Annotated in this window: 25 protein-coding genes; 18 read left to right on the top strand and 7 right to left on the bottom strand. The window is 34.5% G+C overall.

The window, feature by feature from the left end; all coding sequences use genetic code 11:
• Positions 1-110: 110 nt before the first annotated feature.
• From rsgA to MRBLBA3_RS13415, 4 genes are all read left to right on the top strand, one after another.
• Complete coding sequence (gene rsgA / locus MRBLBA3_RS13400; protein ID WP_090813196.1) at positions 111-1,160, top strand: ribosome small subunit-dependent GTPase A; 1,050 nt, start codon at positions 111-113, stop codon at positions 1,158-1,160.
• A gap of 211 nt (positions 1,161-1,371) precedes the next feature.
• Positions 1,372-3,354 carry a methyl-accepting chemotaxis protein gene (locus MRBLBA3_RS13405; protein ID WP_363381631.1) on the top strand — a complete coding sequence of 661 codons (1,983 nt, stop codon included), beginning with the start codon at positions 1,372-1,374 and terminating at the stop codon, positions 3,352-3,354.
• A gap of 199 nt (positions 3,355-3,553) precedes the next feature.
• Positions 3,554-3,859: a hypothetical protein gene (locus MRBLBA3_RS13410; protein WP_000539563.1), complete on the top strand. Its 306-nt coding sequence runs from the start codon at positions 3,554-3,556 to the stop codon at positions 3,857-3,859.
• Between the two features lie 266 nt (positions 3,860-4,125).
• Positions 4,126-4,494, top strand: a complete 369-nt coding sequence (locus MRBLBA3_RS13415; RefSeq protein ID WP_000965070.1) for a DUF3979 family protein — start codon at positions 4,126-4,128, stop codon at positions 4,492-4,494.
• A 34-nt stretch (positions 4,495-4,528) separates the two neighbouring features.
• Here the strand turns inward: MRBLBA3_RS13415 and MRBLBA3_RS13420 are convergent, their stop codons facing one another.
• Positions 4,529-5,569, bottom strand: a complete 1,041-nt coding sequence (locus tag MRBLBA3_RS13420) for a hypothetical protein (protein WP_002075563.1) — start codon at positions 5,567-5,569, stop codon at positions 4,529-4,531.
• A gap of 242 nt (positions 5,570-5,811) precedes the next feature.
• Between MRBLBA3_RS13420 and MRBLBA3_RS13425 the strand changes: the two genes are divergently transcribed.
• The 3 genes from MRBLBA3_RS13425 to MRBLBA3_RS13435 all read left to right on the top strand — a co-directional run bounded on the left by MRBLBA3_RS13425 (position 5,812) and on the right by MRBLBA3_RS13435 (position 8,024).
• The gene (locus tag MRBLBA3_RS13425; RefSeq protein ID WP_363381634.1) at positions 5,812-6,255 is read left to right on the top strand and encodes a Dps family protein; all 444 of its coding nucleotides are present in this window, start codon (positions 5,812-5,814) and stop codon (positions 6,253-6,255) included.
• 108 nt (positions 6,256-6,363) lie between these two features.
• A complete protein-coding gene (locus MRBLBA3_RS13430; RefSeq protein ID WP_000488199.1) occupies positions 6,364-6,828 on the top strand; it encodes a DUF3939 domain-containing protein in 465 nt (154 codons plus the stop codon).
• A gap of 254 nt (positions 6,829-7,082) precedes the next feature.
• Positions 7,083-8,024 (top strand): alpha/beta hydrolase, encoded by a 942-nt coding sequence (locus MRBLBA3_RS13435; protein ID WP_363381636.1) that lies wholly within the window; start codon positions 7,083-7,085, stop codon positions 8,022-8,024.
• Between the two features lie 52 nt (positions 8,025-8,076).
• Here the strand turns inward: MRBLBA3_RS13435 and MRBLBA3_RS13440 are convergent, their stop codons facing one another.
• The gene (locus MRBLBA3_RS13440; protein ID WP_363381638.1) at positions 8,077-9,078 is read right to left on the bottom strand and encodes an LLM class flavin-dependent oxidoreductase; all 1,002 of its coding nucleotides are present in this window, start codon (positions 9,076-9,078) and stop codon (positions 8,077-8,079) included.
• Positions 9,079-9,182: 104 nt separating this feature from the next.
• Positions 9,183-9,374 carry a DUF3896 family protein gene (locus MRBLBA3_RS13445; RefSeq protein ID WP_363381640.1) on the bottom strand — a complete coding sequence of 64 codons (192 nt, stop codon included), beginning with the start codon at positions 9,372-9,374 and terminating at the stop codon, positions 9,183-9,185.
• A 177-nt stretch (positions 9,375-9,551) separates the two neighbouring features.
• Here MRBLBA3_RS13445 and MRBLBA3_RS13450 point away from each other — a divergent pair, with 177 nt between their 5' ends.
• Together MRBLBA3_RS13450 and MRBLBA3_RS13455 are read left to right on the top strand one after the other, a co-directional pair.
• The gene (locus MRBLBA3_RS13450) at positions 9,552-11,015 is read left to right on the top strand and encodes a flavin monoamine oxidase family protein (protein ID WP_363381642.1); all 1,464 of its coding nucleotides are present in this window, start codon (positions 9,552-9,554) and stop codon (positions 11,013-11,015) included.
• A gap of 84 nt (positions 11,016-11,099) precedes the next feature.
• On the top strand, positions 11,100-11,684 hold the full coding sequence (locus tag MRBLBA3_RS13455) for a GNAT family N-acetyltransferase (protein ID WP_363381644.1): 585 nt from the start codon (positions 11,100-11,102) through the stop codon (positions 11,682-11,684).
• Positions 11,685-11,708: 24 nt separating this feature from the next.
• Here MRBLBA3_RS13455 and MRBLBA3_RS13460 read toward each other — a convergent pair whose 3' ends face one another.
• The gene (locus MRBLBA3_RS13460) at positions 11,709-12,611 is read right to left on the bottom strand and encodes an aldo/keto reductase (protein ID WP_212090411.1); all 903 of its coding nucleotides are present in this window, start codon (positions 12,609-12,611) and stop codon (positions 11,709-11,711) included.
• 166 nt (positions 12,612-12,777) lie between these two features.
• On the opposite strand from MRBLBA3_RS13460, the gene MRBLBA3_RS13465 reads away from it, so the two are divergent.
• Positions 12,778-13,728: a CobW family GTP-binding protein gene (locus tag MRBLBA3_RS13465; protein ID WP_000613454.1), complete on the top strand. Its 951-nt coding sequence runs from the start codon at positions 12,778-12,780 to the stop codon at positions 13,726-13,728.
• A gap of 140 nt (positions 13,729-13,868) precedes the next feature.
• Here MRBLBA3_RS13465 and MRBLBA3_RS13470 read toward each other — a convergent pair whose 3' ends face one another.
• Together MRBLBA3_RS13470 and MRBLBA3_RS13475 are read right to left on the bottom strand one after the other, a co-directional pair.
• Positions 13,869-14,339, bottom strand: coding sequence for a GNAT family N-acetyltransferase (locus MRBLBA3_RS13470; protein WP_002031458.1), 471 nt, complete (start codon positions 14,337-14,339; stop codon positions 13,869-13,871).
• Between the two features lie 227 nt (positions 14,340-14,566).
• Positions 14,567-15,517, bottom strand: coding sequence for a metal ABC transporter substrate-binding protein (locus tag MRBLBA3_RS13475; protein ID WP_363381649.1), 951 nt, complete (start codon positions 15,515-15,517; stop codon positions 14,567-14,569).
• Between the two features lie 266 nt (positions 15,518-15,783).
• Here MRBLBA3_RS13475 and MRBLBA3_RS13480 point away from each other — a divergent pair, with 266 nt between their 5' ends.
• Both MRBLBA3_RS13480 and MRBLBA3_RS13485 read left to right on the top strand, forming a co-directional pair.
• Positions 15,784-15,939: a hypothetical protein gene (locus tag MRBLBA3_RS13480; protein WP_000540342.1), complete on the top strand. Its 156-nt coding sequence runs from the start codon at positions 15,784-15,786 to the stop codon at positions 15,937-15,939.
• Between the two features lie 116 nt (positions 15,940-16,055).
• Positions 16,056-16,715, top strand: a complete 660-nt coding sequence (locus MRBLBA3_RS13485) for an oxidoreductase (protein WP_001042741.1) — start codon at positions 16,056-16,058, stop codon at positions 16,713-16,715.
• Positions 16,716-16,744: 29 nt separating this feature from the next.
• Here the strand turns inward: MRBLBA3_RS13485 and namA are convergent, their stop codons facing one another.
• Positions 16,745-17,782, bottom strand: a complete 1,038-nt coding sequence (gene namA / locus MRBLBA3_RS13490) for an NADPH dehydrogenase NamA (RefSeq protein ID WP_212090414.1) — start codon at positions 17,780-17,782, stop codon at positions 16,745-16,747.
• Between the two features lie 133 nt (positions 17,783-17,915).
• Between namA and MRBLBA3_RS13495 the strand changes: the two genes are divergently transcribed.
• The 6 genes from MRBLBA3_RS13495 to MRBLBA3_RS13520 all read left to right on the top strand — a co-directional run bounded on the left by MRBLBA3_RS13495 (position 17,916) and on the right by MRBLBA3_RS13520 (position 22,787).
• Entirely contained in the window at positions 17,916-18,368 is a 453-nt protein-coding gene (locus tag MRBLBA3_RS13495) for a methylated-DNA--[protein]-cysteine S-methyltransferase (RefSeq protein WP_212090416.1), read from the top strand.
• A 25-nt stretch (positions 18,369-18,393) separates the two neighbouring features.
• Positions 18,394-19,383, top strand: a complete 990-nt coding sequence (locus MRBLBA3_RS13500; RefSeq protein WP_363381652.1) for a DUF2628 domain-containing protein — start codon at positions 18,394-18,396, stop codon at positions 19,381-19,383.
• A gap of 83 nt (positions 19,384-19,466) precedes the next feature.
• The gene (locus MRBLBA3_RS13505) at positions 19,467-21,128 is read left to right on the top strand and encodes a peptide ABC transporter substrate-binding protein (protein ID WP_363381654.1); all 1,662 of its coding nucleotides are present in this window, start codon (positions 19,467-19,469) and stop codon (positions 21,126-21,128) included.
• Positions 21,129-21,187: 59 nt separating this feature from the next.
• Complete coding sequence (fosB, locus tag MRBLBA3_RS13510) at positions 21,188-21,604, top strand: FosBx1 family fosfomycin resistance bacillithiol transferase (RefSeq protein WP_212090423.1); 417 nt, start codon at positions 21,188-21,190, stop codon at positions 21,602-21,604.
• A gap of 12 nt (positions 21,605-21,616) precedes the next feature.
• Positions 21,617-22,162, top strand: coding sequence for a short-chain dehydrogenase (locus MRBLBA3_RS13515; RefSeq protein WP_212090426.1), 546 nt, complete (start codon positions 21,617-21,619; stop codon positions 22,160-22,162).
• A gap of 13 nt (positions 22,163-22,175) precedes the next feature.
• A complete protein-coding gene (locus MRBLBA3_RS13520; RefSeq protein ID WP_212090429.1) occupies positions 22,176-22,787 on the top strand; it encodes a phosphoserine phosphatase 1 in 612 nt (203 codons plus the stop codon).
• Positions 22,788-22,960 lie beyond the last annotated feature (173 nt).

Genomic DNA, 22,960 nt, shown 5'->3' on the forward strand with positions numbered 1-22,960 from the left:
AATTAACTTATATGAATAATAAACCAAATACAAAGGTGGACGGAAAGGGCGATACTCTATAAGTAAGCGCACAATCCTTCCACTAAGTTCAAACTAGGGAGGATATCAATTTGGATCAAAATATTTTAGAATCTTTCGGATGGGATTCTTTTTTTGAAGAACAAGCTGTAGAGAACTATGAAGTAGGCCGTATTTTACTTGAGCATAAGCATATATATCGGATTATTTGTAATGATGGTGAATATGTAGCGGAACTGTCTGGAAAGTTTCGTCATGAAGCGTTAACGAAAGGGGATTATCCGGCAGTTGGCGATTGGGTGTATATAAAGAAAATAGAAGGAGAGCGAAAGGCAATTATTCATCGTATTTTTCCAAGGAGAAGCTCTTTTTCTAGACAAGAGGCTGGCTACCGAACAGAAGAACAAATTATAGCTACGAATGTGGATTATCTTTTTTTAGTAAATGCTCTTAACCATGATTTCAACGTAAGAAGGATGGAACGTTATTTGCTATTGGCTTATGAGAGTGGTGCAATGCCTATTATTGTTTTAACGAAGAGTAGTTTATGTGAAGATGTGGAACAAAAAATTGCAGAAACTGAAGCAGTAGCAATCGGTGTTCCTATATTTGTTGTTGATAGCTTAGCGTACGTCGGAATAGAATCATTGCAACAATTTGTTTCACCAGGAAAAACAATTGCCTTAGTTGGATCTTCAGGCGCAGGGAAATCTACTTTGTTAAATGCATTAATAGGAACAGTTGTAGCAAAAACCGGCGATATACGTGAAGAAGATAGTAAAGGGAGACATACGACAACTCACCGTGAATTGTTCCAATTACCAAGTGGTGGTTTAGTAATTGATACTCCTGGTATGAGAGAACTTCAGCTTTGGGAAGGAAGCGCGGCAATCCAAACTGCATTTTCTGATATTGAAGATCTTGCAAATACTTGCCGCTTTCGAGATTGTAAACATGATGGTGAACCAGGATGTGCAGTGCGAGGTGCTATAGATAACGGGATTATACCCGTAGAGCGCTTGCTAAGCTATAAAAAGCTGCAAAGAGAATTGGCATATGTTATGAGAAAACAAAACATTACTCTGGCAAGAGCCGAACGAGATAGATGGAAAAAGATTTCTAAACAACATAAAAAAATGTAAAAAACCAAAGGGCTTGTTCCTTTGGTTTTTTGTATTTGTAAATTTTATAATAATATTATTCATATATATAGACAAAAGGAATTAATTTGTTTAAACTTTACAAAGTGTTCATCAAAACAAATTATAAAAATAGAAATTAAGGAATGGGATATATTCAAAATTAACTCCATTAAATCTTTAAAACTTAATATCAAAATACAGGAGGTTTATAATGCGTAAACTAGTAAGTTGGTTTAGAGATATGAAGGTAGCAAAAAAACTATTAATTTCGTTTTTTATTATATTAATTGCGGCAGTCTCTATTATTGGGGGCATGTCGTATCAAACAGCTAAAAAGAATTTTGAAACACAAATTATGAATAGCGCTCAGGATAATATACGAATATTAGATAATTTAATCAATCAAATGATTGATGCGCAATTCAACGATGTAAATAATTTTGCACGAGTGATTCATAGTGATATGTATCAAGGGGATAATCAGGACGAACTAAGAAAAATATTATCTCAATATATTAGTTTGAACAAAGATGTAGAACAAGTGTATGTTGCCGGAAACGATAAAAAATTTGTACAAGAACCAAAAATAAAAATGGCAACAGATTATGATCCAACAGAGAGTTCTTGGTATAAAGATGCAATGAATAAGCAAGGTGGAATTGTTGTCACTGAACCATATAAGGCACAAGGAAATGGGCATATTGTCGTAACAATCGCAAAACAAACTGAAGATAAAAATGGTGTTGTTGCAGTAGATTTAAATTTAGATAATTTATTAAAAACAACAAAGTTAATCAATATTGGCAAAAAAGGCTATGCTTTCATTTTAGATGGGAAACAAAAAATAATTGCTCACCCTAAAGAAAAATTGGGTGACAAGGCCGATGATTCTTGGGCAAAGAAAATTTACGAAGATAACCATGGCACTTTTTCATACACTTATAGCGGTAGTGAAAAGAAAATGGTATTTGCCACAAACTTAAAAACAGGTTGGAAAATTGCTGGGACGATGTACTCAAATGAAATAGTTGAGGCTGCTCAACCTGTATTTTATAATATGTTAATTGTAATGTTTATTTCATTAGTTGTAGGTGGAGTGCTTATTTATTTCGTGACAATTTCTATTACCAAACCTTTAAAACAATTAGTTGTCACTTCTAAAGAAATAAGCGAAGGGGACTTAACTCAAACGATTCAAATACATTCAAATGATGAAATTGGACAACTTGCGAAAGGTTTTAATGAGATGACTCATTCACTACGCACATTAATTGGAAGAATCAATACTTCAGCAGGGCATGTTGCAGCTGCATCTGAAGAGTTAACAGCAAGTGTGAGACAAACAAGTGAAGCGACTGAACAAATTACATCAGCAATGGATGAAATATCAAGTGGTGCAACGACGCAAACAGCAAGCGTAGAAAATGGTGCTATGTTACTGTTTGATGTAACAGAAGGGATTCAGCATGTAGCAACTAGTTCATCATCTATTAATACTGCTTCCGCTCATACTCGTGAAAAAGCAGAAGATGGTGAAAAGTTAGTAGGAAAAACAGTGAATCAAATGCAGTCTATTGCAGAATCTGTTTCGCAATCAGATGCTGTTATTCAGTTATTGAATAACAAATCAAAGCAAATTGGTGATATTTTAGAAGTCATTCAAAATATTGCAGATCAGACAAATCTTCTAGCTTTAAATGCAGCAATTGAGGCTGCAAGAGCTGGTGAGCATGGAAGAGGCTTTGCAATTGTTGCTGATGAAGTACGAAAATTAGCAGAACAATCTAGTGTATCATCAAGTGAAATTAGTAAATTAATTTGTGAAATACAAGATGATATGAGTAAGACAGTAAAATCTATGAATAATGTAAATGAAGAAGTTCAATCTGGACTTGTTATTGCAAATGAAACAAAACAAAATTTCACTGAGATTTTACAATCTACAAATGAAATTGCTGATCAAATTAAAACGATGGTTGAAACGGCTAATGGAATGTCAAAAGGTGCAAATGAAGTATCTATTTCAGTTGGCCAAATTGCAATGACAGCACAAAATAACGCGACGAGTACACAAAGTGTTGCAGCGTCAGCTGAGGAGCAGTTAGCTTCCATGGAAGAAATTAGTTCCGCGGCTGGTACACTATCTCAAATGGCTGAAGAGTTACAAGTGTTAATTGAAAGATTTAAAGTATAAAAAGGGGAGGCTGTCTCAAAATAGCATTAGTGCTATTAGAGGCAGTCTTTTTAGCCGATAAACGGATTATTGTGGGCTTATATATAGGGAATATCAATGATTAGAGGTTCAATTTATTAAATATTTGTCGAAAAATAGAGGGATTTGTTAAGTGTGTGTATAATGAATATTGTATAGATTACATATAAAGGAGATTATTATGGGAGTGTATTGGGGAACGAAAAGACATTCTTGGCTTAGTTATGTCTCGTTTTGGTTAAGTATTTTATTCTTTGCTGTTTTTGTAATTGAAGTGTTTGTATTTAAAACACTTTCAAATAGTTCATTACAAATCGTTAAATATTTTTATTTTATATTTGTCCCGTTAAATATCATTCTTAGCTTGAGATTATTATCTAAGAAGAATGAAAAGAAAATATTACCGGTTTTTAGTTTAATTGTATCGCTATTATTTGCCAGTCTAATTATAGTATTAGCATTAGCAGCCGCAGGAAAAGTCTTTTGAGGAGAGTGATATAAATCACTCTTCTTTTGTGTGAAATTTTTAGATTTATAAGTAGTGTGAAGGAAATAAGGAAAGTGATAGGTTATCAGTAAAGGGACATACTAGTGAGTAGAGAAGGAATCAAAAATACTATATGTTTTGTATGTGTTTATAAAGCAAATGAATGCGGTAAGATTCGTGATATATGGTACAATAAACATGGAAAGTGATAGAGATAAAGGGTATATAAAATACTCATCGTTTTTTAGTAAGAGAGGGGTTATCTTATGCTATACGAGGATTTGATGACATTATTCCAAGCTGCTCCGATAGAATTGGATAGAGGCGGCTGGAAATATATAATCCAGGAACAAAATGATAATTATGAAATTGTTGATGAAATGTTAAAAAAGCAAATGAATGTTGAATTGTATTTTAATGAATATGATGAGGTGAAAATCACTTTATATAAAGATGGAAGCCCCATTACTACGATGCAAAGAATTGCTATTTCAAAAGTTGAGTTAGATGAAGAGGAAGAAGGCGTTCAATTCGTATTAGAACGCATGCCAAGTCGAATGATTCGTTTGCAATTAAAGCCGTATCTTGCAGTAGAAATGGGGCCGTATTGGGAAGTATGTGAAGAGTGTGAATGAACATGAAAAAGCATCCGTATAAGCGGATGCTTTTTCATGTTTTTTGAAGTTGTTTAAAAGCAATAATCGGTAGTAAAATGATGCTTACCCAACCGATAATTGGATATAGAATATGAAGCAATTGGCTATATCCGATGTAACTAAAGCAATAACTAATTAGTAATATGAAGTAAATAATGTTATGACTTTTCCATCCTGTAATGGATTGCATTTGTTTTGTCATTCCGAAAATATTCCCAACTAATGTTGTGAACACTTCACCAAAAATGATAAGAACAAAGAAAAAGTGGAAAGTGGCATTAAATCTTCTTACAACTTCAGCCATTGGGATGTTGTATTGATAAAATTGTTCAACTGATAATATTGCTAAATGGCTACATAATAAAATGAAGCAAAGCCCTGCGCCTCCTAAAATACCACCCCATAAAATAGCTTTTCGGTCTTTTACTTCACTGGCTAATGGGACGAGAACACTTTGGGCGAGTGAAAGATTTAATGCAACATATGTAATCGGGCTAGTAATCCATTTCATATTCCAACTTTCTGTAGGAACGGTGTTAATAAGAGGAGTTGTACCATGAATAAAGGTTGTGATAGCGAGTCCAATAATAAAGATCATCATTATAGGTACGACAAGTGTATTTACTTCAAAAACACCTTGTAATCCCCGGCTCCCAATAATGAGACAGGCGATGACTGTGATGAAAATACCAAGTTGTCTCGGGAGGCGGAGTTGTTCTTCAAATACTGCCCCGGCTCCTGATAACATAACGCTTGTTACACCAAATAATACGAGTAATAGTAATGTGTTTACGACATTTCCAAATACATCCCCAAATAAATATTTGTTGAATTCTTGGGCTGAAAATGCCCCTATTTGTGATGAAAGTAACATCATCTTTGTACCGAGCCAAATAAAAAAAAATCCACTTATACATATGCCAATGGTTCCGTAAAATCCGTTCACTGTAAAAAATTCAACAATTTCTCGCCCAGTAGCAAATCCAGCTCCAACGACAGTTCCGATATAAGTAGCAGCGACTTTCTTTGCTACTTGCCATTGTTGATTGTCCATGTTATCCCTCTTTCTTCTATGATGAGCTTGACTTACTATTATGCATATGTGTTAGCTTGGACAATTAGACATATGAAGTAGTTGAAAGAATACATGAATTATATGATATTAGGGAAATATTAAGGTTGTTAACACTTTGTTACATATAAGCTGTTCATTCAAAAGAGTAGGAAATGTATGGTAAAATGTAATTAGGTTATTAAAAGATAATAATTATAAAAATGATAAGAGGAGTGGATTGTATGAGTACGAAAACAAGTGTTGTTGAAGTATTAAACAAGCAGGTTGCAAACTGGAATGTGTTATATGTGAAACTGCATAATTATCACTGGTATGTGACAGGACCACACTTCTTTACATTACATGAGAAATTTGAAGAGTTTTATAATGAAGCAGGGACTTACATTGATGAGTTAGCAGAACGTATTTTAGCGCTAGAAGGAAAACCGTTAGCGACAATGAAAGAATATCTAGCAACTTCTACTGTGAGTGAAGGGACAAGCAAAGAGTCTGCAGAAGAAATGGTACAAACTTTAGTAAATGATTTTTCTGCACTCATTCAAGAATTGAAAGAAGGTATGGAAGTAGCTGGTGAAGCTGGTGATGAAACATCGGCTGATATGCTATTAGCAATTCATACGACATTAGAACAACATGTGTGGATGTTAAGTGCATTCTTAAAATAAACATAAATGGATTAAAGGAAAACTCTATCGAAAAATTCTTTCAATAGAGTTTTTTATAATTTTTCAGTTTTCTTTTATGCTATAATATAGTAAAAAGGAGGCGATACGATGTTTCGCTTTTTCAGAACTGGAAAAGAAGATAGGGAAATTACGAAAGACGAATTAGAGCAAGCGATGGCTAAGTTTCTAGAAACGAACGCTAATATCGTTTATACAGTTTTAGTAAACGATGATTACACAGTAAATTATGATTTATTAAAGCCATATTTACCTGCATTTCCAACAAATTTTTTTCTGATAACGAAGGAAACGCTTGAGGTATTTGAACATACAGAAGAAAATTTAAACCTAGTTAAAGAAATTGATATCGTACAAAAGGCCGTAGATCAATATGTAACAGAAAAAGAAATGTTCCCAATTGTTGAAGATAGCGAAGATCGTCTCATATGCGGAGTGAAGCTAGGACCATATTTAAATCGTATATTAAAAAGAAACTTATATATTTCAGAAAAGCATTATTTAGTTTCAAGTAAACCAGATAAGAAAAAAAAGAATAGTGGGCAGATGCTATGAGAACAACAATAATATATTGTTGTCTTTTTTTTATCTAAATATTGATTTTTCAGTCTATTTAACTTTACACTATAACTAGTAGATAGGAAGGAGTGGTGTATTATGTGTATACATACATTAACTATTAAATATCATTCTGAGAATCAGGTATTGTTAAGTTGAATTGTAGAATTTAACTACTTATACCGTGACCCTAGAATGATAGGAAGATTGGAGAAGCAATTACTATAAAAGGTTACGGGGGGAATTCCTATATGGAAAATAATATGACTTATATTAAGTTATTAAATGAAACGTTAGATTGTTATGCAAATAAAGGAAGTTTTGAAGCGTATTCTTATATAATGAAAAACGCTAGAGGTGTAATGGGTAATGAAGCGCAAATATATAATTTTAAATATGCGTTAGCAAGTGCTGCAGGACTTGAAGAAGAAGCGATGTATTTAATGAAGGAAGCCATTATAGAGAATGGATTTTGGTACGGAAGTGAGTATTTAATTTCCGATGATGATTTAAAACCATTACATAAATTTGAAGAGTTTCATAGAATGGTTCAATTATGTAAAGAAAGAGAAGAGTTAGCAAAGAAATCGGAACAAGCAGACGTGAAATATATATACAGCAAACAAAATGAAAATCTACTAATAACACTGCATGGGAATCAAGAAAATATACAAATAATAGAACCATATTGGAACTCTGTAATGGAACAAGGTTTTATGCTGGCATTGCCTCAATCTTCCCAAATTCAATTTTCAGATGGATATGTTTGGGAGAATATCGAAAGAGGAAGAGAAGAGTTAAAAGGACATTACAATAAGATTAAAGTGAATAAAACATTTGGAAATATTATTATTGGTGGCTTTTCTGCTGGGGCAAGAGTAGCGCTACATTCCATGTTACAAGGTGAAATAGAAGTGAACGGTTTTATTTTTGTGGCACCGTGGCTCCCGGAAATGGAAGAATGGGAAGAAATGATTGGAATATTACATGATAAAAGCATAAAAGGATATATAATATGTGGGGATCAAGATGAAGATTGTTTCGAATGTACACAGCAATTTGTAAAGTTATTAAAGGATAAAAATATAGAATATAAGTATAAAGTTGTGCCTAACTTAAATCATGATTATCCTCATAATTTTGATGAGTTATTAAAAGAAGCTATTGAATATATAGGAAACAAAAACAATTGATTGGTAGTAAGAAAGGGAGATGCATCATATGTGGTGCATCTCCTTTTCGTTATTATAAATTAAAAGCGTCTGCCAATAAGCGATAAGAGTTTAATTTATCTTCAAATTGATGAGTGATTGTGACAATCATAAACTCTTCAGCATTGTATGCTTTGCTTAAGTTTAATATTTTTTCTTTTACAGAAGACGGATCGCCGACGATCATACGTTGACGATTTTCTTTAATACGAAATAGGTCATAAGCACTATACGAATAATTTTGAGCAGTTTCGATAGACGGGGTTCCAGTAGTCCGTTTTCCTTGTTCTAATAGTAAAATCGATAAATCAAGGCTTGATGCTATCTTCTCCGCTTCTTCGTTTGTTTCTCCGCAAATAACAAAAATAGAGACGATTGATTTTGGTTTATCACCTAAATAGGAAGGTTGGAACTGTTCTTGATAAGCCTTCATTACTTCAGGTCCACCGTATCCGTTAATGAACTGTGCAAATGCAAAGGAAGCGCCTTGCTTTGCGGCAATCATTGCACTTTCCCCGCTAGAACCAAGCATCCACATTTCAGGAGATGTTGTGATAACTGGAGTAGCCTTTAAATTTGCATAATGATGGTTTTCTGGTACTTGATCATGTAAGTACATAGCAACATCTGCAATTTGTTCTGGATATTGATCAAGTGAGACCATTTTACCTTCTTGAAGTGCGCGAGTTGCTATCGGCATACCACCAGGCGCTCTACCAACACCAAGGTCAATGCGGTTTGGATAAAGTGCTTCTAACACGCGGAAATTCTCGGCAACTTTATATGGACTATAGTGCGGCAACATAACACCACCCGAACCAACTCTAATATGATTCGTTTTTGCTGCAATATGTGAAATGAGTATTTCTGGGCTTGAACCTGCTAGACTTACAGAATTATGGTGTTCGGATACCCAAAAACGTGTAAATCCTAGTTTTTCAACTTCTTGTGCAAGTGTTACTGTATGTGAAAAAGCTTCAGCTGCTGTACTGCCATCAGAAATAGGTGATTGGTCTAATACACTTAATTTGATCATAGAATATACCTCTCAATCTTAATGTACATTCTATTATATATTTACTTACGAAAAATGCGTAGTGAAATGCTCATACAAAAAAGAGGATGATAATATATCCACTTTTAAAGAGAAAACCCACGTTCATAATGATTCATTTCGACTAAGTTTAATATATATTCGTAGTTATCAATCTCAAGTTTTATTTGTTCACGTTCTTTTTCAGATAATTTCATATTACTAAGTTTTTTGCAGAGTTGTTGTTTCTTTAATTCTAAATACTTTTTTGTAGCGTGGTAATCATAAGTATGTTTCATTTTTAACCACTCCTTCTTTACAGTTGCTATATTATACGGAGCGTGAAGAGATGTGAGAGCTATACCTTATGTACTTTTAGTGAATATTCGACTTGCTATGGTGTTATGTTTGAGGGGATTTATGAATAAAATGCACTAAACCACTAATGCCCATTTTATGAAGTAAGGGGTGGAATTGTGCAGAAAGATATAATGTTTAACAATGAGATGGATGAAACGTTAAAAGTTATAGATAAAGGATTGAAGAAGACGTCACGCCCGAAACAAATTATTGTAGTAGGGGCCGGTATGGCTGGATTAGTTTCGGCATCTTTATTAAAGGCTGCGGGACATGAAGTGAAGATTTTTGAAGCAAATAATCGTGTAGGTGGTCGTATAGAGACGGTTAGAATGGAAGATACCGGATTATACTTAGATGTTGGAGCAATGAGAATTCCGTATTCGCATACATTAACGATGGCATATATAAGAAAGTTTGGGCTACAGGTGAGCCCTTTTATTAATAGGAATGAGACAGATATTGTCTACGTAAATGGTAGGAAAACGACATTAAAACAATACGAAAAAGATCCAAGTATTTTAAGATATCCTGTGGAAATGAATGAAGTTGGGAAAACGTCTGAGGAACTATTAATGTTAGCGGTACAGCCCATTATAAATTTTATAAAAAAGAACCCAGAGAAAAATTGGGATATTGTAGTAAAGGATTTTGGGAGATATTCTACAGGGCAATTTTTAAAGTATCATCCTTATCAATATAATACGTATTTTTCGCCAGTAACGATTGAGATGATAGGTGTTCTATTAGATTTAGAAGGTTTTTTAGAAAGGTCATTCGTTGAGACGTTACGTTTTTTATATATTATGCAAGAGGAGAGCGGATTTTGCGAAATAATAGGTGGGAATGATAGATTACCAAAGTCTTTTTTACCACAACTAGAAGAAAATATTATATATAATCAAAAATTAATGAAGCTTCATCAACAAGATAACGGTGTGACAGCTTTCTATCGGAACGAGGAAACTTTTGAATATAGTAGTATTACAGGGGACTTAGTTATTGTTACAATTCCTTTTTCAACAATGCGATTTGTAGAAGTAGATCCATTTGATTCGATATCTCATGCGAAGTGGAAAACAATTCGCGAATTGCATTATATGCCAGCTACAAAAATAGGAATTCAATTTAAAAGTCGTTTTTGGGAGGAACAAGGGCAATTAGGTGGGAGAATTATAACAGATCTTCCTATACGTTATGCGTATTATCCAAGTCATGGAATCGGTTCAAAAGGACCAGCCATTATGCTTGGGAGTTATACGTGGTCATACGATGCATTACTATGGGATGGTTTATCAAAAGGGGATCGTATCTATTACACATTACAAAATTTAGCAACAATATTAGGTGGTCAAGTATATGATGAGTTCATGTCTGGAATATCAAAAAGTTGGACATTGGATCCATATGCACTTGGAGGATTTGCACTATTTCAAGCTGGTCAAGAATCTGAATTACAGCCAGTCATTGTAAAACCTGAGGGGAGAATTTACTTTGCCGGAGATCATACAACGCTGTATCACGGATGGATTCAAGGTGCGATTGAATCTGGAGTTCGTGTAGCAGTAGAGGTGAATGAATAAAAAGTGTAAAATTCAGAAACCTCTTTACTATATATCTTGAGATGGATATTATTAAACATAAAAGAATTATGAGGAGTGTTTACATTGAATCCATTATTATTCGATTTTCCTTCTGAATTTTATACTGAAAGGCTTTTAATTCGAATGCCAAAACCAGGTGACGGTAAAGTTGTATATGACGCAATTCAAGCTTCAATACAAGAATTAAAACCTTGGATGGTCTTTGTACAAAAAGAGCAAACAGAGGAAGAAATAGAAGAGAGTATTAGAAAATCGCATATTCAATTTTTGCAGCGTGAGGATTTGAGATTACTAGTTTTTTCGAAAGAAACAGGTGAATTTGTTGCATCTGCCGGATTACATCGTATTAATTGGGACATACCTCAATTTGAAATCGGGTATTGGATTGATTCAAGGTTTAGTGGAAAGGGCTATATGGTAGAGGCTGCAAAAGGTATAACAGAGTATGCTTTCACTGAATTGAAAGCAAACCGCGTAGAAATTCGATGCGATTCTTTAAATAAGAAGAGTAGATCGATACCTGAGAAATTAGGCTTTAAGTTAGAAGGTACGTTAGAAAGTGCGAGTGTTGCAGTAGATGGAAATGGATTGAGGGATATGTGTGTATTTGCCATGACTAGAAATACATATGAAAAAGAAGAGCTGTAAAGAAACAGCTCTTCTTTTTGAGTATTATGGTACAGGATGTCCATTAGAGCTTTCGAAAATTGTAAACCATTGTTGACGATCTAAATTAACTTTTGTAGCAAGCGCGGCTGTTTTAACACGATCTAATTTACCAGATCCAACGATTGGCATCATGTTAGCTGGATGAGCAAGCAACCATGCATACATAACCGTATCGATGCTAGTAACATCTAGTTCAGTAGCAACTTTTTGTAAAGTTTCACGTACACGTATGGCACGTTCTGATTGACCAGTAAAGATTTCACCACCAGCAAGAGGTGACCAAATCATTGGATTGATTCGTTTTTCTTGGCATAAATCAATCGTACCTTTTTCAAAATGCTCAAGCTGCATCGCAGATACTTCAATTTGATTTGTAATGAGCGGGAAATCTAAATACGAACTTAACATATTAAATTGTGAAGGTAAGAAGTTAGATACACCAAAGTGATGAACTTTGCCTTCTTGCTTTAAGCGTGAGAACGCTTCTGCCACTTCAGTTGGATCCATAAATGGATCTGGGCGGTGAATGAGCAATACATCAATATAATCTGTATGTAAGTTTTGTAATGAATTTTCCGCGCTCTTTATGATATGTTCTGCACTCGTATTGTAGTGAGCGACATATCGTTCTGGAAATTTTGGTGATGGGGGAGCGATTCCACATTTTGTGATAATTTGCATATTTTCGCGTAAGGAAGGCTTGAGTTGTAACGCTTCTCCAAACAATCCTTCACACGTATATCCGCCATAAATATCAGCGTGATCGAAAGTAGTAATCCCCATATCCATACAGTCTTCAATAAAAGAAAGTAACTCTTGCTTTGTCATATTCCATTCTGCTAAACGCCAAAAACCTTGAATAATACGAGAAAATTCTAGTGTTTCGGCCATTTGAACTCGTTCCACTATAAGTACCCCCTATATGAATGAATAATATTTTTGAAAAGGCTTTCTTGCTACATATTATTATATAGTTACAGGTTCGGACATACAATAAATATGTTTTGCTACAAAAACGATTTTCTCTATATGCTATAATGTAGAAACATATAGCTATAAGGAGATGTAAGGGATGATTCCAGTAACGATATTAACTGGTTTTCTTGGATCTGGGAAAACGACATTATTAAATCGTATTTTAACAGAAAATCATGGTAAAAAATTAGCAGTGATTGTAAATGAAATAGGGCAAATTGGTATTGATAATCAGCTGATTATGAATGTCGAAGAAGAGATTATGGAGATGACGAATGGATGTTTATGTTGTACTGTACGTGAAGATTTACTCGTTGCTTTAAAACAATTACTGGACGTAAAAGCTGAAGGTAAAATGGACTTTGATGGATTAGTAATTGAAACGACGGGTCTTGCAAATCCAGGTCCGATTATTCAAACATTCTTTTTAGATCCTGTTATTCAATCTGCATATCAAATTAACGGTGTTGTAACGGTAGTAGATAGTTACCATATACATAAACATTTTGAAAAAGGACTAGAAGCAAAAGAACAAATTGCATTTGCTGATGTCGTTTTAGTAAATAAATTAGATTTAGTGGATGAAAGTGAAAAGGAAAATCTATTGCAGGAACTACAAGGTATTAACCCAACTGCAAAGTTAATCGAGGCCACTAACTGTGATGTGGATATTCCATCATTACTACAAATACAAACGTTTAAAACGAAAGATACGTTACAAATTTACCCTCATAAAGAACATAACCATCTAGAAGGTGTAAAATCATTTGTATTACGTGAAGAACGTCCTTTAGATTTACAAAAATTGAATGAGTGGATGTCAGCTGTCGTTCAAGAGCTAGGGGAGTATTTATATCGTTACAAAGGAATTTTATCTATTGATGGAGTAGATAAACGTATCGTTTTCCAAGGTGTGCATACACTGTTTGCCGCTTCGTACGATAGAGAGTGGCAAGAGGGCGAAGAGCGAGTAAGTGAAGTAGTGTTTATCGGAAAAGATATTAATAAAGAATGGTTCCAAGAACATTTCCAAGAGTGTGTGAAATAAGCCTGCGTAATTGCAGGTTTATTTTTTTATACTTTGGAGAACTTCATTGAAAGAATATTAGATTGTAAAAATGGAGTATATAAGGGGAAGAAACTAAAAATAGAAATAACATTGATAAATGTATAATAAAAAGCCTGTTTTCACAGGCTTGTATTTTCATCTATTAGTAATTCCATTACAACACCTACAACTGGGCCCTCGTCATCAATATCACCATTTAAACGGAAGCCAAATGACTCATATAGTCCCATTGCGAGTTTGTTGTCAGGATGTAAACTTAAATAAATTATTTTACATTCAAATTTTTCTTGTAAGAATTGAATGAGTATGCGAAGGAAACGTTTTGCGTATCCTTTTCCTTGATATTGTTGATCAATCATAAAGCGATCTAACCAGACACTTTTACGTTTTTCCCAATACCATCCATACATTGCATACCCTACAAGTGTTTCTCCATCATATAAACCTACTGACGTTCCGTTTCCTTCAAATAATGATTCTGCTAAAGAAAACGCATTGCTTTCAATAAATTGCTGCTGGTCTTTTGCGACGTTTAAAGCAGCTACTGAACGCCAATTTTTTGCTGTTACTTCACTAATGTGAAGAGTCATAATTCCAACTCACCTTCTAAATTAATATAGCTTAAAAGCTAATATGGATAATTTTACTTGTTATTTTGGTCAAGTCAAGTGAGAACAAACAAAAAAGAAGCTGAATGGCATATTCAGCTTCTTATAAAGTGAAACTTTAATGAGTGGGGGTTTTGTTCATCCCCCACTCATTATCAGCCCGCATCAATCGGGCGTTTACTGCCCGTTAATACGGGATAAAAAGTTGATTAGTTAGTAGCTTCTTTCAATGTATTCACGTTTTCTTCCATTAAAGTAAAGTAATCTTTATTGTTCTTAGCATCATCTTCAGAAATAGTAGCAAGGTGATTTAAACGTAAAATTTTTGTGCCAGTTTCTTGTTGAATCACTGATGCTACTTTTGGAGTGGAGAATGTTTCAAATAAAATATATTTTAGACCGTGCTCTTTTACTGTTTTTGTAATGTCAGCCAGCTGTTTTTGAGATGGTTCATCAGATGCTGAAATTCCAGCGATTGGGATTTGTTTTAAACCGTATCGTTGTTCCCAGTAGCCATAAGCTGCGTGTGAAACTAATATTTCTTTCGTTTTTGCATTTGCAACGACAGCTTTAAATTGATCATCTAAATCAGTAAATTTTGTTTGTAGTGCTGCAAAGTTTTTTTCGAACTCTTTTTTATGTTCAGGCTGTAATTCTACAAGTGCATTTTTAATTTTTTCTGCTTGTTTCATCGCAAGAGTAGGATCTATCCAAACGTGTGGGTCTTTATCATGATGATGTTCATCTTCTTTATGACCGTCTCCATGATCGTGCTGCTCTTCTTCAGATGAAGCACGAAGTTCGATATCTTTAGATGCATTTACAATTTTTACGTTTTCTTTTTTTAATGATTTTTCCATTTTTTCGGCAAATGGTTCTAATTCTGCGCCGTTATAAACAAATAAATCGGCTTTCGCAACTTGTACAGTCTGCTTTTGACTTGGTTCAAATGTATGAGAATCCGCACCAGGTGGGTAAATTGTTTCTACATTTACATAATCACCACCGATTTTTTTTGCAAAGTCAGCGAGTGGGAAAATGGTTGTATAAACAGAAAGTTTCTCATCTTTTTTCGCTGCACCTTCTTTGTTGTTAGAACATCCAGCAAAGATGAGTGTGAAAATAAGTATAAATGAAAATAGAGCTAATTTTTTAGGCATATAATTCTCCTCTTTTCTTTTTTACAATTATATTTTCTCCAAATATTAGAAGAAAATATCGTTTTAATGCAAAACGGAATAATTACGTTTTAGTTCGCGAACCTAGTATAATACATCTTTATGAAAGTTGCAATAAATAATAATCATTACGATTTGATTTTGTTATAAATTTGTCAAAAAGAACGGTATTAATTTTTATTATTAGTGCATATGTGACAATGTTACTTTCATATATTGGGAGGGAGCAGAAAAAAGGGGATGAGTGCTTGGGTTACTTCATGGAGGCCATCTTATTAATACTTGCGGTCGTTTTGCCATTATCTTTTGTTTTAATTTTTTTAAGGAGATTAATAAGTAATTTAGGAGATGCTACAACAATAACGAAATTACCAATGGAAGAAAAAGAAAAGAAAAAAGAGTAAGTAAAGCACTATGCGTACGCATAGTGCTTTACTTATGGTAAAATGGGAGAATGGAAACTCCTGTTAGCGACGAATAGCTATAGGGGAGAATAGTAAATAAAGAGGTATACACATATATGAATAAGCGAACAGCGTTAGTACTTGGTGCAAGTGGGTTAGTTGGACAAGAAATAACGCGACTATTACTTGACTCAGATTACTACGATTCGGTTACTATTTTTGTAAGGGAACCATTACAATTACAACATGAGAAATTACAGCAGAAACAGGTGGATTTTTCAGTGTTAGAGGAATATAAAGAATTTTTTGCAGTAGATGATGTATTCAGTTGTTTAGGGACAACGATAAAAAAAGCGAAGTCGAAGGCGAATTTTAAAAAAGTAGATTATGAATATACATTGCGAGCTGCTTGCTTAGCTGAAAAACAGGGCGTGCAAAATTTTCTTGTTATTTCATCAATGGGAGCGAAACCTAAATCATTCTTCTTTTACTCGCAAGTGAAGGGAAGGATGGAAGAGGAGCTGAAAAAGCTAGTTATTGGTGGCATACACATTTTTAGGCCTTCATTATTAGTAGGAAATCGACAAGAATATCGTTTTGGAGAAAGAATGGCTGAGAAATTATCTCGTATTCTTCCGTTTATATTTAAAGGAGCTTTTAAAAAGTACAAACCAATTTCAGCTAAAGATGTGGCGAAAGGAATGTATATAACGGCGCTACGAGAGGAATCGGGTATCCATATTTATAATTCAAATGAAATTACAACTATAGAATAAATAAAACCGAGAAAAATGACTTCTCGGTTTTATTTATTAGTTTTAATGTTTCCAGGTGCTCGTCGGTACTGATATGGTTCTTGTAATTCAAAGCCTAGTTCATTGGCGGCTATTCTTGGGAAGTATGGATTGCGAAGTAACTCACGTCCGATAAAAATTAAATCTGCCTCGTTAGTTTTTAAAATTTGCTCTGCTTGTGATCCAGCTGTAATTAATCCTACTGCGCCTGTTTCAATGTTAACATGTTCCTTAATATGTTTAGCATATTGTACTTGATACCCAGGATACACATCAATATGTGCCGGTACAACAGCACCAGAACTACAATCGATTAAATCTACCCCCTGTTCTTTCATCCATCCTGTATACTGTACATAATCTTGAACCGTTAACCCGTCAGGATGATAATCATTTGCCGAAATACGAACAAATAACGGTCCGTTCCAAACTTCATTTACAGAATCAATGATTTCGCGTAAGAAACGATAGCGATTTTCAGGTGAGCCCCCGTATTCATCAGTCCGCTTATTGGAAAGTGGAGAAAGAAATTCATTAATAAGATAACCGTGAGCGCCGTGTAATTCAATAATGTCAAATCCCGCTTGTTTAGAGCGGAAAGCTGCTTTTTGAAAAGCGGAAACAGTTTCTTTAATTTGCTGTTTATTCATTTCTACTGGTATTTTCATTCCGTCGCTAAATGGAATTGCTGAGGGAGCGAAAGCGTCTGTTTCTAATTCAGCCTTTCTTCCGGCATGAGCGAGTTGAATGGCTGCTTGTGCACCGTTATCATGTATAAAAGTTGTCGTTTTATGTAAGCCTTCAATTAGACTGTCATCCCAAATGCCTAGGTCTTTGTTAGAAATTCGTCCTTCAGGTAACACAGCTGTTGCTTCAATCATAACTAGACCTACTTGACCAGCAGCCCTGGTTCCATAATGGATGAGATGAAAATTAGTTATTTGGCCATCCTCATTCTCTGATGAATACATGCACATAGGCGACATAACGATACGGTTTTTTAGTGTAACGTCCTTAATTGTATAGGGTGAAAAAAGTTGGGAATGCATCAAATAGCCTCCTTGATTGAATTTTCTTACATTGTATCATTCTCTTTTTTGTTTCCCTAACAAAACGCTTATACGAAAAATTTTGTCTATTCGTGTTACAATGACTAATATGAAATGAATTGGAGGATGACATATGTATCAGGCATATTATGAAAGTGAATTAGGTTTGCTGGAAATTACAGCGAATGATAAAGGAATTACGTCTGTTATATTTGTTGATGAACGACAAGAAGAACGTACAAATGAAATGATAAATCAGTGTATAAATGAGCTAGAGGAATATTTTAAGGGGAAAAGAAAAGAGTTCACGGTTCCGTTGTCTGCTGAGGGAACAGTATTTCAAAAAAATGTATGGGATGCGCTCTATACTATTCCATACGGCGTAAGTGCTTCATATTTAGATATTGCGGAGAAGGTCGGCAATACAAAAGCTGTACGAGCGATAGGAGGAGCAAATAGCCGGAATCCAATTTCAATTATCGTTCCATGTCACCGTGTAATAGGAAAGAGTGGAAAGCTTGTTGGGTATGCGGGTGGTTTATGGAGGAAAGAGTGGTTATTGAAGCATGAAGGTATTTTAAAATGAAGTGTGGATGGAAAGAGGGATCGTTTTGAAATGTATAAATTGTGGGCGACCTTGTACTAATGATCAGTTAAATTGTGCGAATTGTCAACGAAATTTGCATAATGAACAAGGGGAAAATAGCTCGTTAATAGACAAAGAATTAGAAGTATATGTAGGGAGACAGTACCCGTATTATAAAAGAAAATGGGAGCTTGAAAATAAGCGGATTGCTAGGTGGAGCTGGAATGGTTGGGCTACTATTTTCAATATAGGTTGGCTAGGATATCGTAAATATTATGTACCAGCAGCTGTATTCATGTTGTTATTAGTAGCGTGTGATGCATTTTCTTATTATATGGGGTTCAACGTAGCATTGCCAATCATTAATATGGTACCTCTTACATTTTTACTACTCGTTTTTATTCTATTTGGGATGGGGATTTTTGCGAATGGATTATATTATCAATTTGCAGAAAGGCGTATATATCGAATAAAAGCACGGGGAATTAAAGATGAATCGGTTGAAAATTATCTCATCCGTGATAGTGGTGGGACGAGTAAAATGGGAGCAACAATCGTAACTATTTTAGCAGTTGCTAGCCTTCTTTTAAGCCATTTCTTTTTTCCGACTGATCGAGATATTATACAAAAAGTACGTACAAGTTCGCTTTATGAATATCCATTCTTTTCGATTGGTGAATCGTTTGAAAGCTATTTTCAAAATTCAGGGTGGATATATTATCGTGGATCGGAAGGTATGGAATTAGTAGAATTTCAAGGATACAGCCCAGGGATGCCAAGACAAAAAGTTACAATTCAATTTATTGTTGATTATAAATTGAGTGAAATTGAACCATACTCCCTTACGATTAATGGTGAATCTAAAAATGAAGAAGAGTTTTTGAAGATGATGGAAGAAATATTCAAGGTTCAAAATCCGTTTGAAATAGAGGATGGATTGCAAGTAAAAGTGATAGAAAAAGAAGCGGATGGAAAGAACTTTCTATCTGCTTCTTTTTTTGTGTGTGAAAAATAATATTTGAAATAATCTGAATCTTTTGTATAATAATATGTATTATACTAGCTTTCATTTATACATATAGATTGGGGGAAGGAAGAATGAAGAGAAAGGTAACAACGATTGCTGCAGTTGCATTATCAACTAGTGTATTGGTTGCAGGTTGCGGAAATGGGGAGAAGGCATCTACAACAAAGAAAGAAGCAGGTAAGGGAGTAGCAGATAAGCAAGTATTAAACTTACTAGAAACAGCAGAAATTCCTTCAATGGATACATCAAAATCAACGGACTCAGTATCATTCCGGGCCTTTGTAAATGCAATGGAAGGGCTATATCGTTTAGATAAGGACAATAAGCCAACTCCAGGTATGGCAAAAGATGTGAAGATTAGTGAGAATAAAACGACATATACATTTGAATTACGAGATGCGAAATGGTCTAATGGCGATCCAGTTCGAGCGCAAGATTTTGTATATGCATGGCAACGTGCATTAGATAAAGCAACGGCAGCTGAGTATGCATTTATTTTATTTGATGTGAAAAATGCACAGAAAGTAAATAAAGGAGAATTACCGCTAGATCAATTAGGAGTGAAAGCGAAGGATGATAAAACGTTAGTAGTAGAATTAGAACAACCAGCACCATATTTCCTTGAGCTGACTTCATTCCCAACATTTTTCCCTTTAAATGAAAAATATGTAAAAGAACAAGGGGATAAATATGCATTAGAAGCAGATAAATTATTATACAATGGACCATTTACTATGAGTCAATGGAAACATGAACAAAGTTATCAGTTAAAGAAAAACCCTAATTATTGGGATAAAGATACTGTAAAGTTAGAAGAAATTAATGTAAGTATTGTGAAAGAAACGAGCACAGGAGTAAATTTATATGATAGTGATCAAGCAGATCGAGTTATTTTAAGTTCTGAATTTGTTGATAAATATAAAAAGAATAAGCCAGATGAATTTAAAACAAAGTTAGATCCACGTATGTATTTCTTGCGCTTTAACCAAAAAAATGCAACATTTAAAAACCAAAAAGTACGTGAAGCAATTGATTTGGCATATGATAAAAAAGGAATTGCGAATGTTATTTTAAATGACGGATCATTGCCAGCATATTTCTTAGTACCTGAAAAATTTACGACAGGGCCAGATGGGAAAGATTTCCGTTCTGTAAATAAAAATTTCCGTGACAGTAAAGATAATGCAGAAAAAGCAAAAAAATTATGGGAAGAAGCGAAGAAAGAACTTGGCCAAGATACAATTACAGTAGAATTTCTGAATGATGATAACGGTAGCCGTAAAAAAGTGGGCGACTTTATTAAAGAAGAGTTAGAGAAAAATTTACCGGGTCTAAAGGTGAATTTGAAACAACAACCATATAAGCAGAAGCTAGATTTAGAAAAGAAATTTGAATATGAATTCTCATTATCTGCTTGGAGTCCAGATTATCCAGATCCAATGACTTATATTGATATGTTTGTAACGGGAAGCACATTTAATGAAATGGATTATTCTAATCCGAAGTATGATGATTTAGTAGCAAAATCAAAAGGGGAATTATTAAAAGATGATGCAACACGCTGGAAAGCACTTGCGGAAGCTGAAAAAATCTTAATTGGTCAAGACGCTGCAATCTCACCTACGTATCAACAAAGTACGGCTTATTTAGAGAAGACATATGTAAAAGGTATCGCTAACCATACGTTTGGTGGAGACTTCAGTTATAAATGGGCATATATTACAAAGAAATAGTATAATAAAAGATGAGTGAATTTTCGCTCATTTTTCATTTGTATAAGGGGGAGCTATAGTTGTTAAGGGGAATCAATCATCTCTGTTTTTCGGTTTCAGATTTAGAAAAATCTATTGTGTTTTACGAAAAGATACTAGAAGGAGAATTATTGGTTAAAGGAAGAAAGCTTGCATATTTTAATATATGCGGAGTGTGGGTAGCACTTAATGAAGAGGTACATATTCCAAGAAATGAGATTCAGCAATCTTATACGCACATTTCATTCACTGTAGAACAAGAAGATATTAATTGTTTGTTAAAGCGATTAGAAGAAAATGAAGTTCATATTTTAAAGGGAAGAGAACGAGATGTGAGAGATTGTGAATCTATATATTTTCAAGATCCAGATGGCCATAAATTTGAGTTTCATTCAGGGAAGTTACAAGACCGACTTAATTATTATAGGGAAGAGAAACCTCATATGACATTTTACTAAGGAGGGAAGAAGTTGCATGCACTTGTAATTGGTGGAACAGGAATGTTAAAGAAAGTTTCTGTGTGGCTTTGTGATCAAGGATTTCGTGTGTCTGTTATTGGACGAGATGAAGTGAAATTAGAAAATGTTAAGCAAGCGAGTATTACACCAGAAAATATCACATGTCTTCCTTTAGATTATCATAATGACGATGATCTAAAACTATCTATGAAAAGTACAATTGATAGAAATGGTCCAATAACATTAGTTGTTGCCTGGATACACTCTAGTGCAAAGCATGCGCTATCACTCATTTGTAAAGAGCTAGAATTTTCATCAGAACCATACAGTTTATTTCATATTTTAGGCAGTAAAGCATCGCGTATGACCATGCAAAAAATAGGTGGTAGATTATGTCGTTATCATAGAATTATATTAGGTTTTATTATAGAAGATACATATGGAAGATGGCTTACACATGAAGAGATATCAGATGGAGTAATAAAGGGGATTGAAAGTAAATACGATGAATGGATTGTCGGGAGAGTAGAGCCTTGGAAATTGCGGCCAAAATGGTAAGGGAGCATGTGAAATGAAGACAACAGTATATGTAACAAGGCACGGTGAGACAGAATGGAATGTAGCAGGGCGGATGCAAGGACGGAAAAATTCAGCATTAACAGAGAATGGTATGATACAAGCGAAACAATTAGGGGAGCGTATGAAGGATTTTCCACTCCATTCCATATATAGTAGTCCAAGCGAAAGAACGCGTCATACTGCTGAATTGATTAAAGGGGAACGCGATATTCCAATTATAGAAGATGAACGTTTCTATGAAATAAATATGGGGATATGGGAAGGGCAAACAATTGCTGATTTGGAAATGCAATATCCAGAAGAAGTACATTTATTTTGGAATCAACCACATCTTTTTCAGTCAACATCAGGGGAAAACTTTGCGGCCGTTCATAAAAGAGTAATTGAAGGGATACACTTTCTTTTAGAAAAGCATAAAGGAGAAAACATTTTAATAGTTACTCATGCTGCAGCAGCGAAATTACTCGTAGGGCATTTTGCAGGTTTTGAAATTGAACATGTATGGGAAGAGCCATTTATGCATAGCGCGAGTCTTAGTGTGATTGAATTTGATGAAAACCGTGGTAAAGTAAAACAATTTGCAGATATAAGTCATTTTCAGTAAACGTAAAAAAGGTCGCAGTAGCGGCCTTTTTTGTGGCATAAAAAACTAGCAATTACGTTTTTTAAACCAGAAGTGATCGAATTTCTTCACGCGAGTACATCTTGATCTTGTACATTTACGCCCTGTTGTACATTTACGCCCTGTTGTACATTTACGCCCTGTTGTACATTTAC

Source organism: Bacillus sp. LBA3-1-1.1 (assembly GCF_040676495.1).
Classification (GTDB): domain Bacteria; phylum Bacillota; class Bacilli; order Bacillales; family Bacillaceae_G; genus Bacillus_A; species Bacillus_A nitratireducens.

What these genes read in the sequence shown, in the direction of transcription:
- MRBLBA3_RS13405 (WP_363381631.1), top strand. Translation starts at nt 1,372, where the DNA reads ATGCGTAAACTAGTAAGTTGGTTTAGAGATATGAAGGTAGCAAAAAAA.
- MRBLBA3_RS13410 (WP_000539563.1), top strand. Translation starts at nt 3,554, where the DNA reads ATGGGAGTGTATTGGGGAACGAAAAGACATTCTTGGCTTAGTTATGTC.
- MRBLBA3_RS13415 (WP_000965070.1), top strand. Translation starts at nt 4,126, where the DNA reads ATGCTATACGAGGATTTGATGACATTATTCCAAGCTGCTCCGATAGAA.
- MRBLBA3_RS13420 (WP_002075563.1), bottom strand. Translation starts at nt 5,569, where the DNA reads ATGGACAATCAACAATGGCAAGTAGCAAAGAAAGTCGCTGCTACTTAT.
- MRBLBA3_RS13425 (WP_363381634.1), top strand. Translation starts at nt 5,812, where the DNA reads ATGAGTACGAAAACAAGTGTTGTTGAAGTATTAAACAAGCAGGTTGCA.
- MRBLBA3_RS13430 (WP_000488199.1), top strand. Translation starts at nt 6,364, where the DNA reads ATGTTTCGCTTTTTCAGAACTGGAAAAGAAGATAGGGAAATTACGAAA.
- MRBLBA3_RS13435 (WP_363381636.1), top strand. Translation starts at nt 7,083, where the DNA reads ATGGAAAATAATATGACTTATATTAAGTTATTAAATGAAACGTTAGAT.
- MRBLBA3_RS13440 (WP_363381638.1), bottom strand. Translation starts at nt 9,078, where the DNA reads ATGATCAAATTAAGTGTATTAGACCAATCACCTATTTCTGATGGCAGT.
- MRBLBA3_RS13445 (WP_363381640.1), bottom strand. Translation starts at nt 9,374, where the DNA reads ATGAAACATACTTATGATTACCACGCTACAAAAAAGTATTTAGAATTA.
- MRBLBA3_RS13465 (WP_000613454.1), top strand. Translation starts at nt 12,778, where the DNA reads ATGATTCCAGTAACGATATTAACTGGTTTTCTTGGATCTGGGAAAACG.
- MRBLBA3_RS13470 (WP_002031458.1), bottom strand. Translation starts at nt 14,339, where the DNA reads ATGACTCTTCACATTAGTGAAGTAACAGCAAAAAATTGGCGTTCAGTA.
- MRBLBA3_RS13475 (WP_363381649.1), bottom strand. Translation starts at nt 15,517, where the DNA reads ATGCCTAAAAAATTAGCTCTATTTTCATTTATACTTATTTTCACACTC.
- MRBLBA3_RS13485 (WP_001042741.1), top strand. Translation starts at nt 16,056, where the DNA reads ATGAATAAGCGAACAGCGTTAGTACTTGGTGCAAGTGGGTTAGTTGGA.
- namA (WP_212090414.1), bottom strand. Translation starts at nt 17,782, where the DNA reads ATGCATTCCCAACTTTTTTCACCCTATACAATTAAGGACGTTACACTA.
- MRBLBA3_RS13495 (WP_212090416.1), top strand. Translation starts at nt 17,916, where the DNA reads ATGTATCAGGCATATTATGAAAGTGAATTAGGTTTGCTGGAAATTACA.
- MRBLBA3_RS13505 (WP_363381654.1), top strand. Translation starts at nt 19,467, where the DNA reads ATGAAGAGAAAGGTAACAACGATTGCTGCAGTTGCATTATCAACTAGT.
- MRBLBA3_RS13520 (WP_212090429.1), top strand. Translation starts at nt 22,176, where the DNA reads ATGAAGACAACAGTATATGTAACAAGGCACGGTGAGACAGAATGGAAT.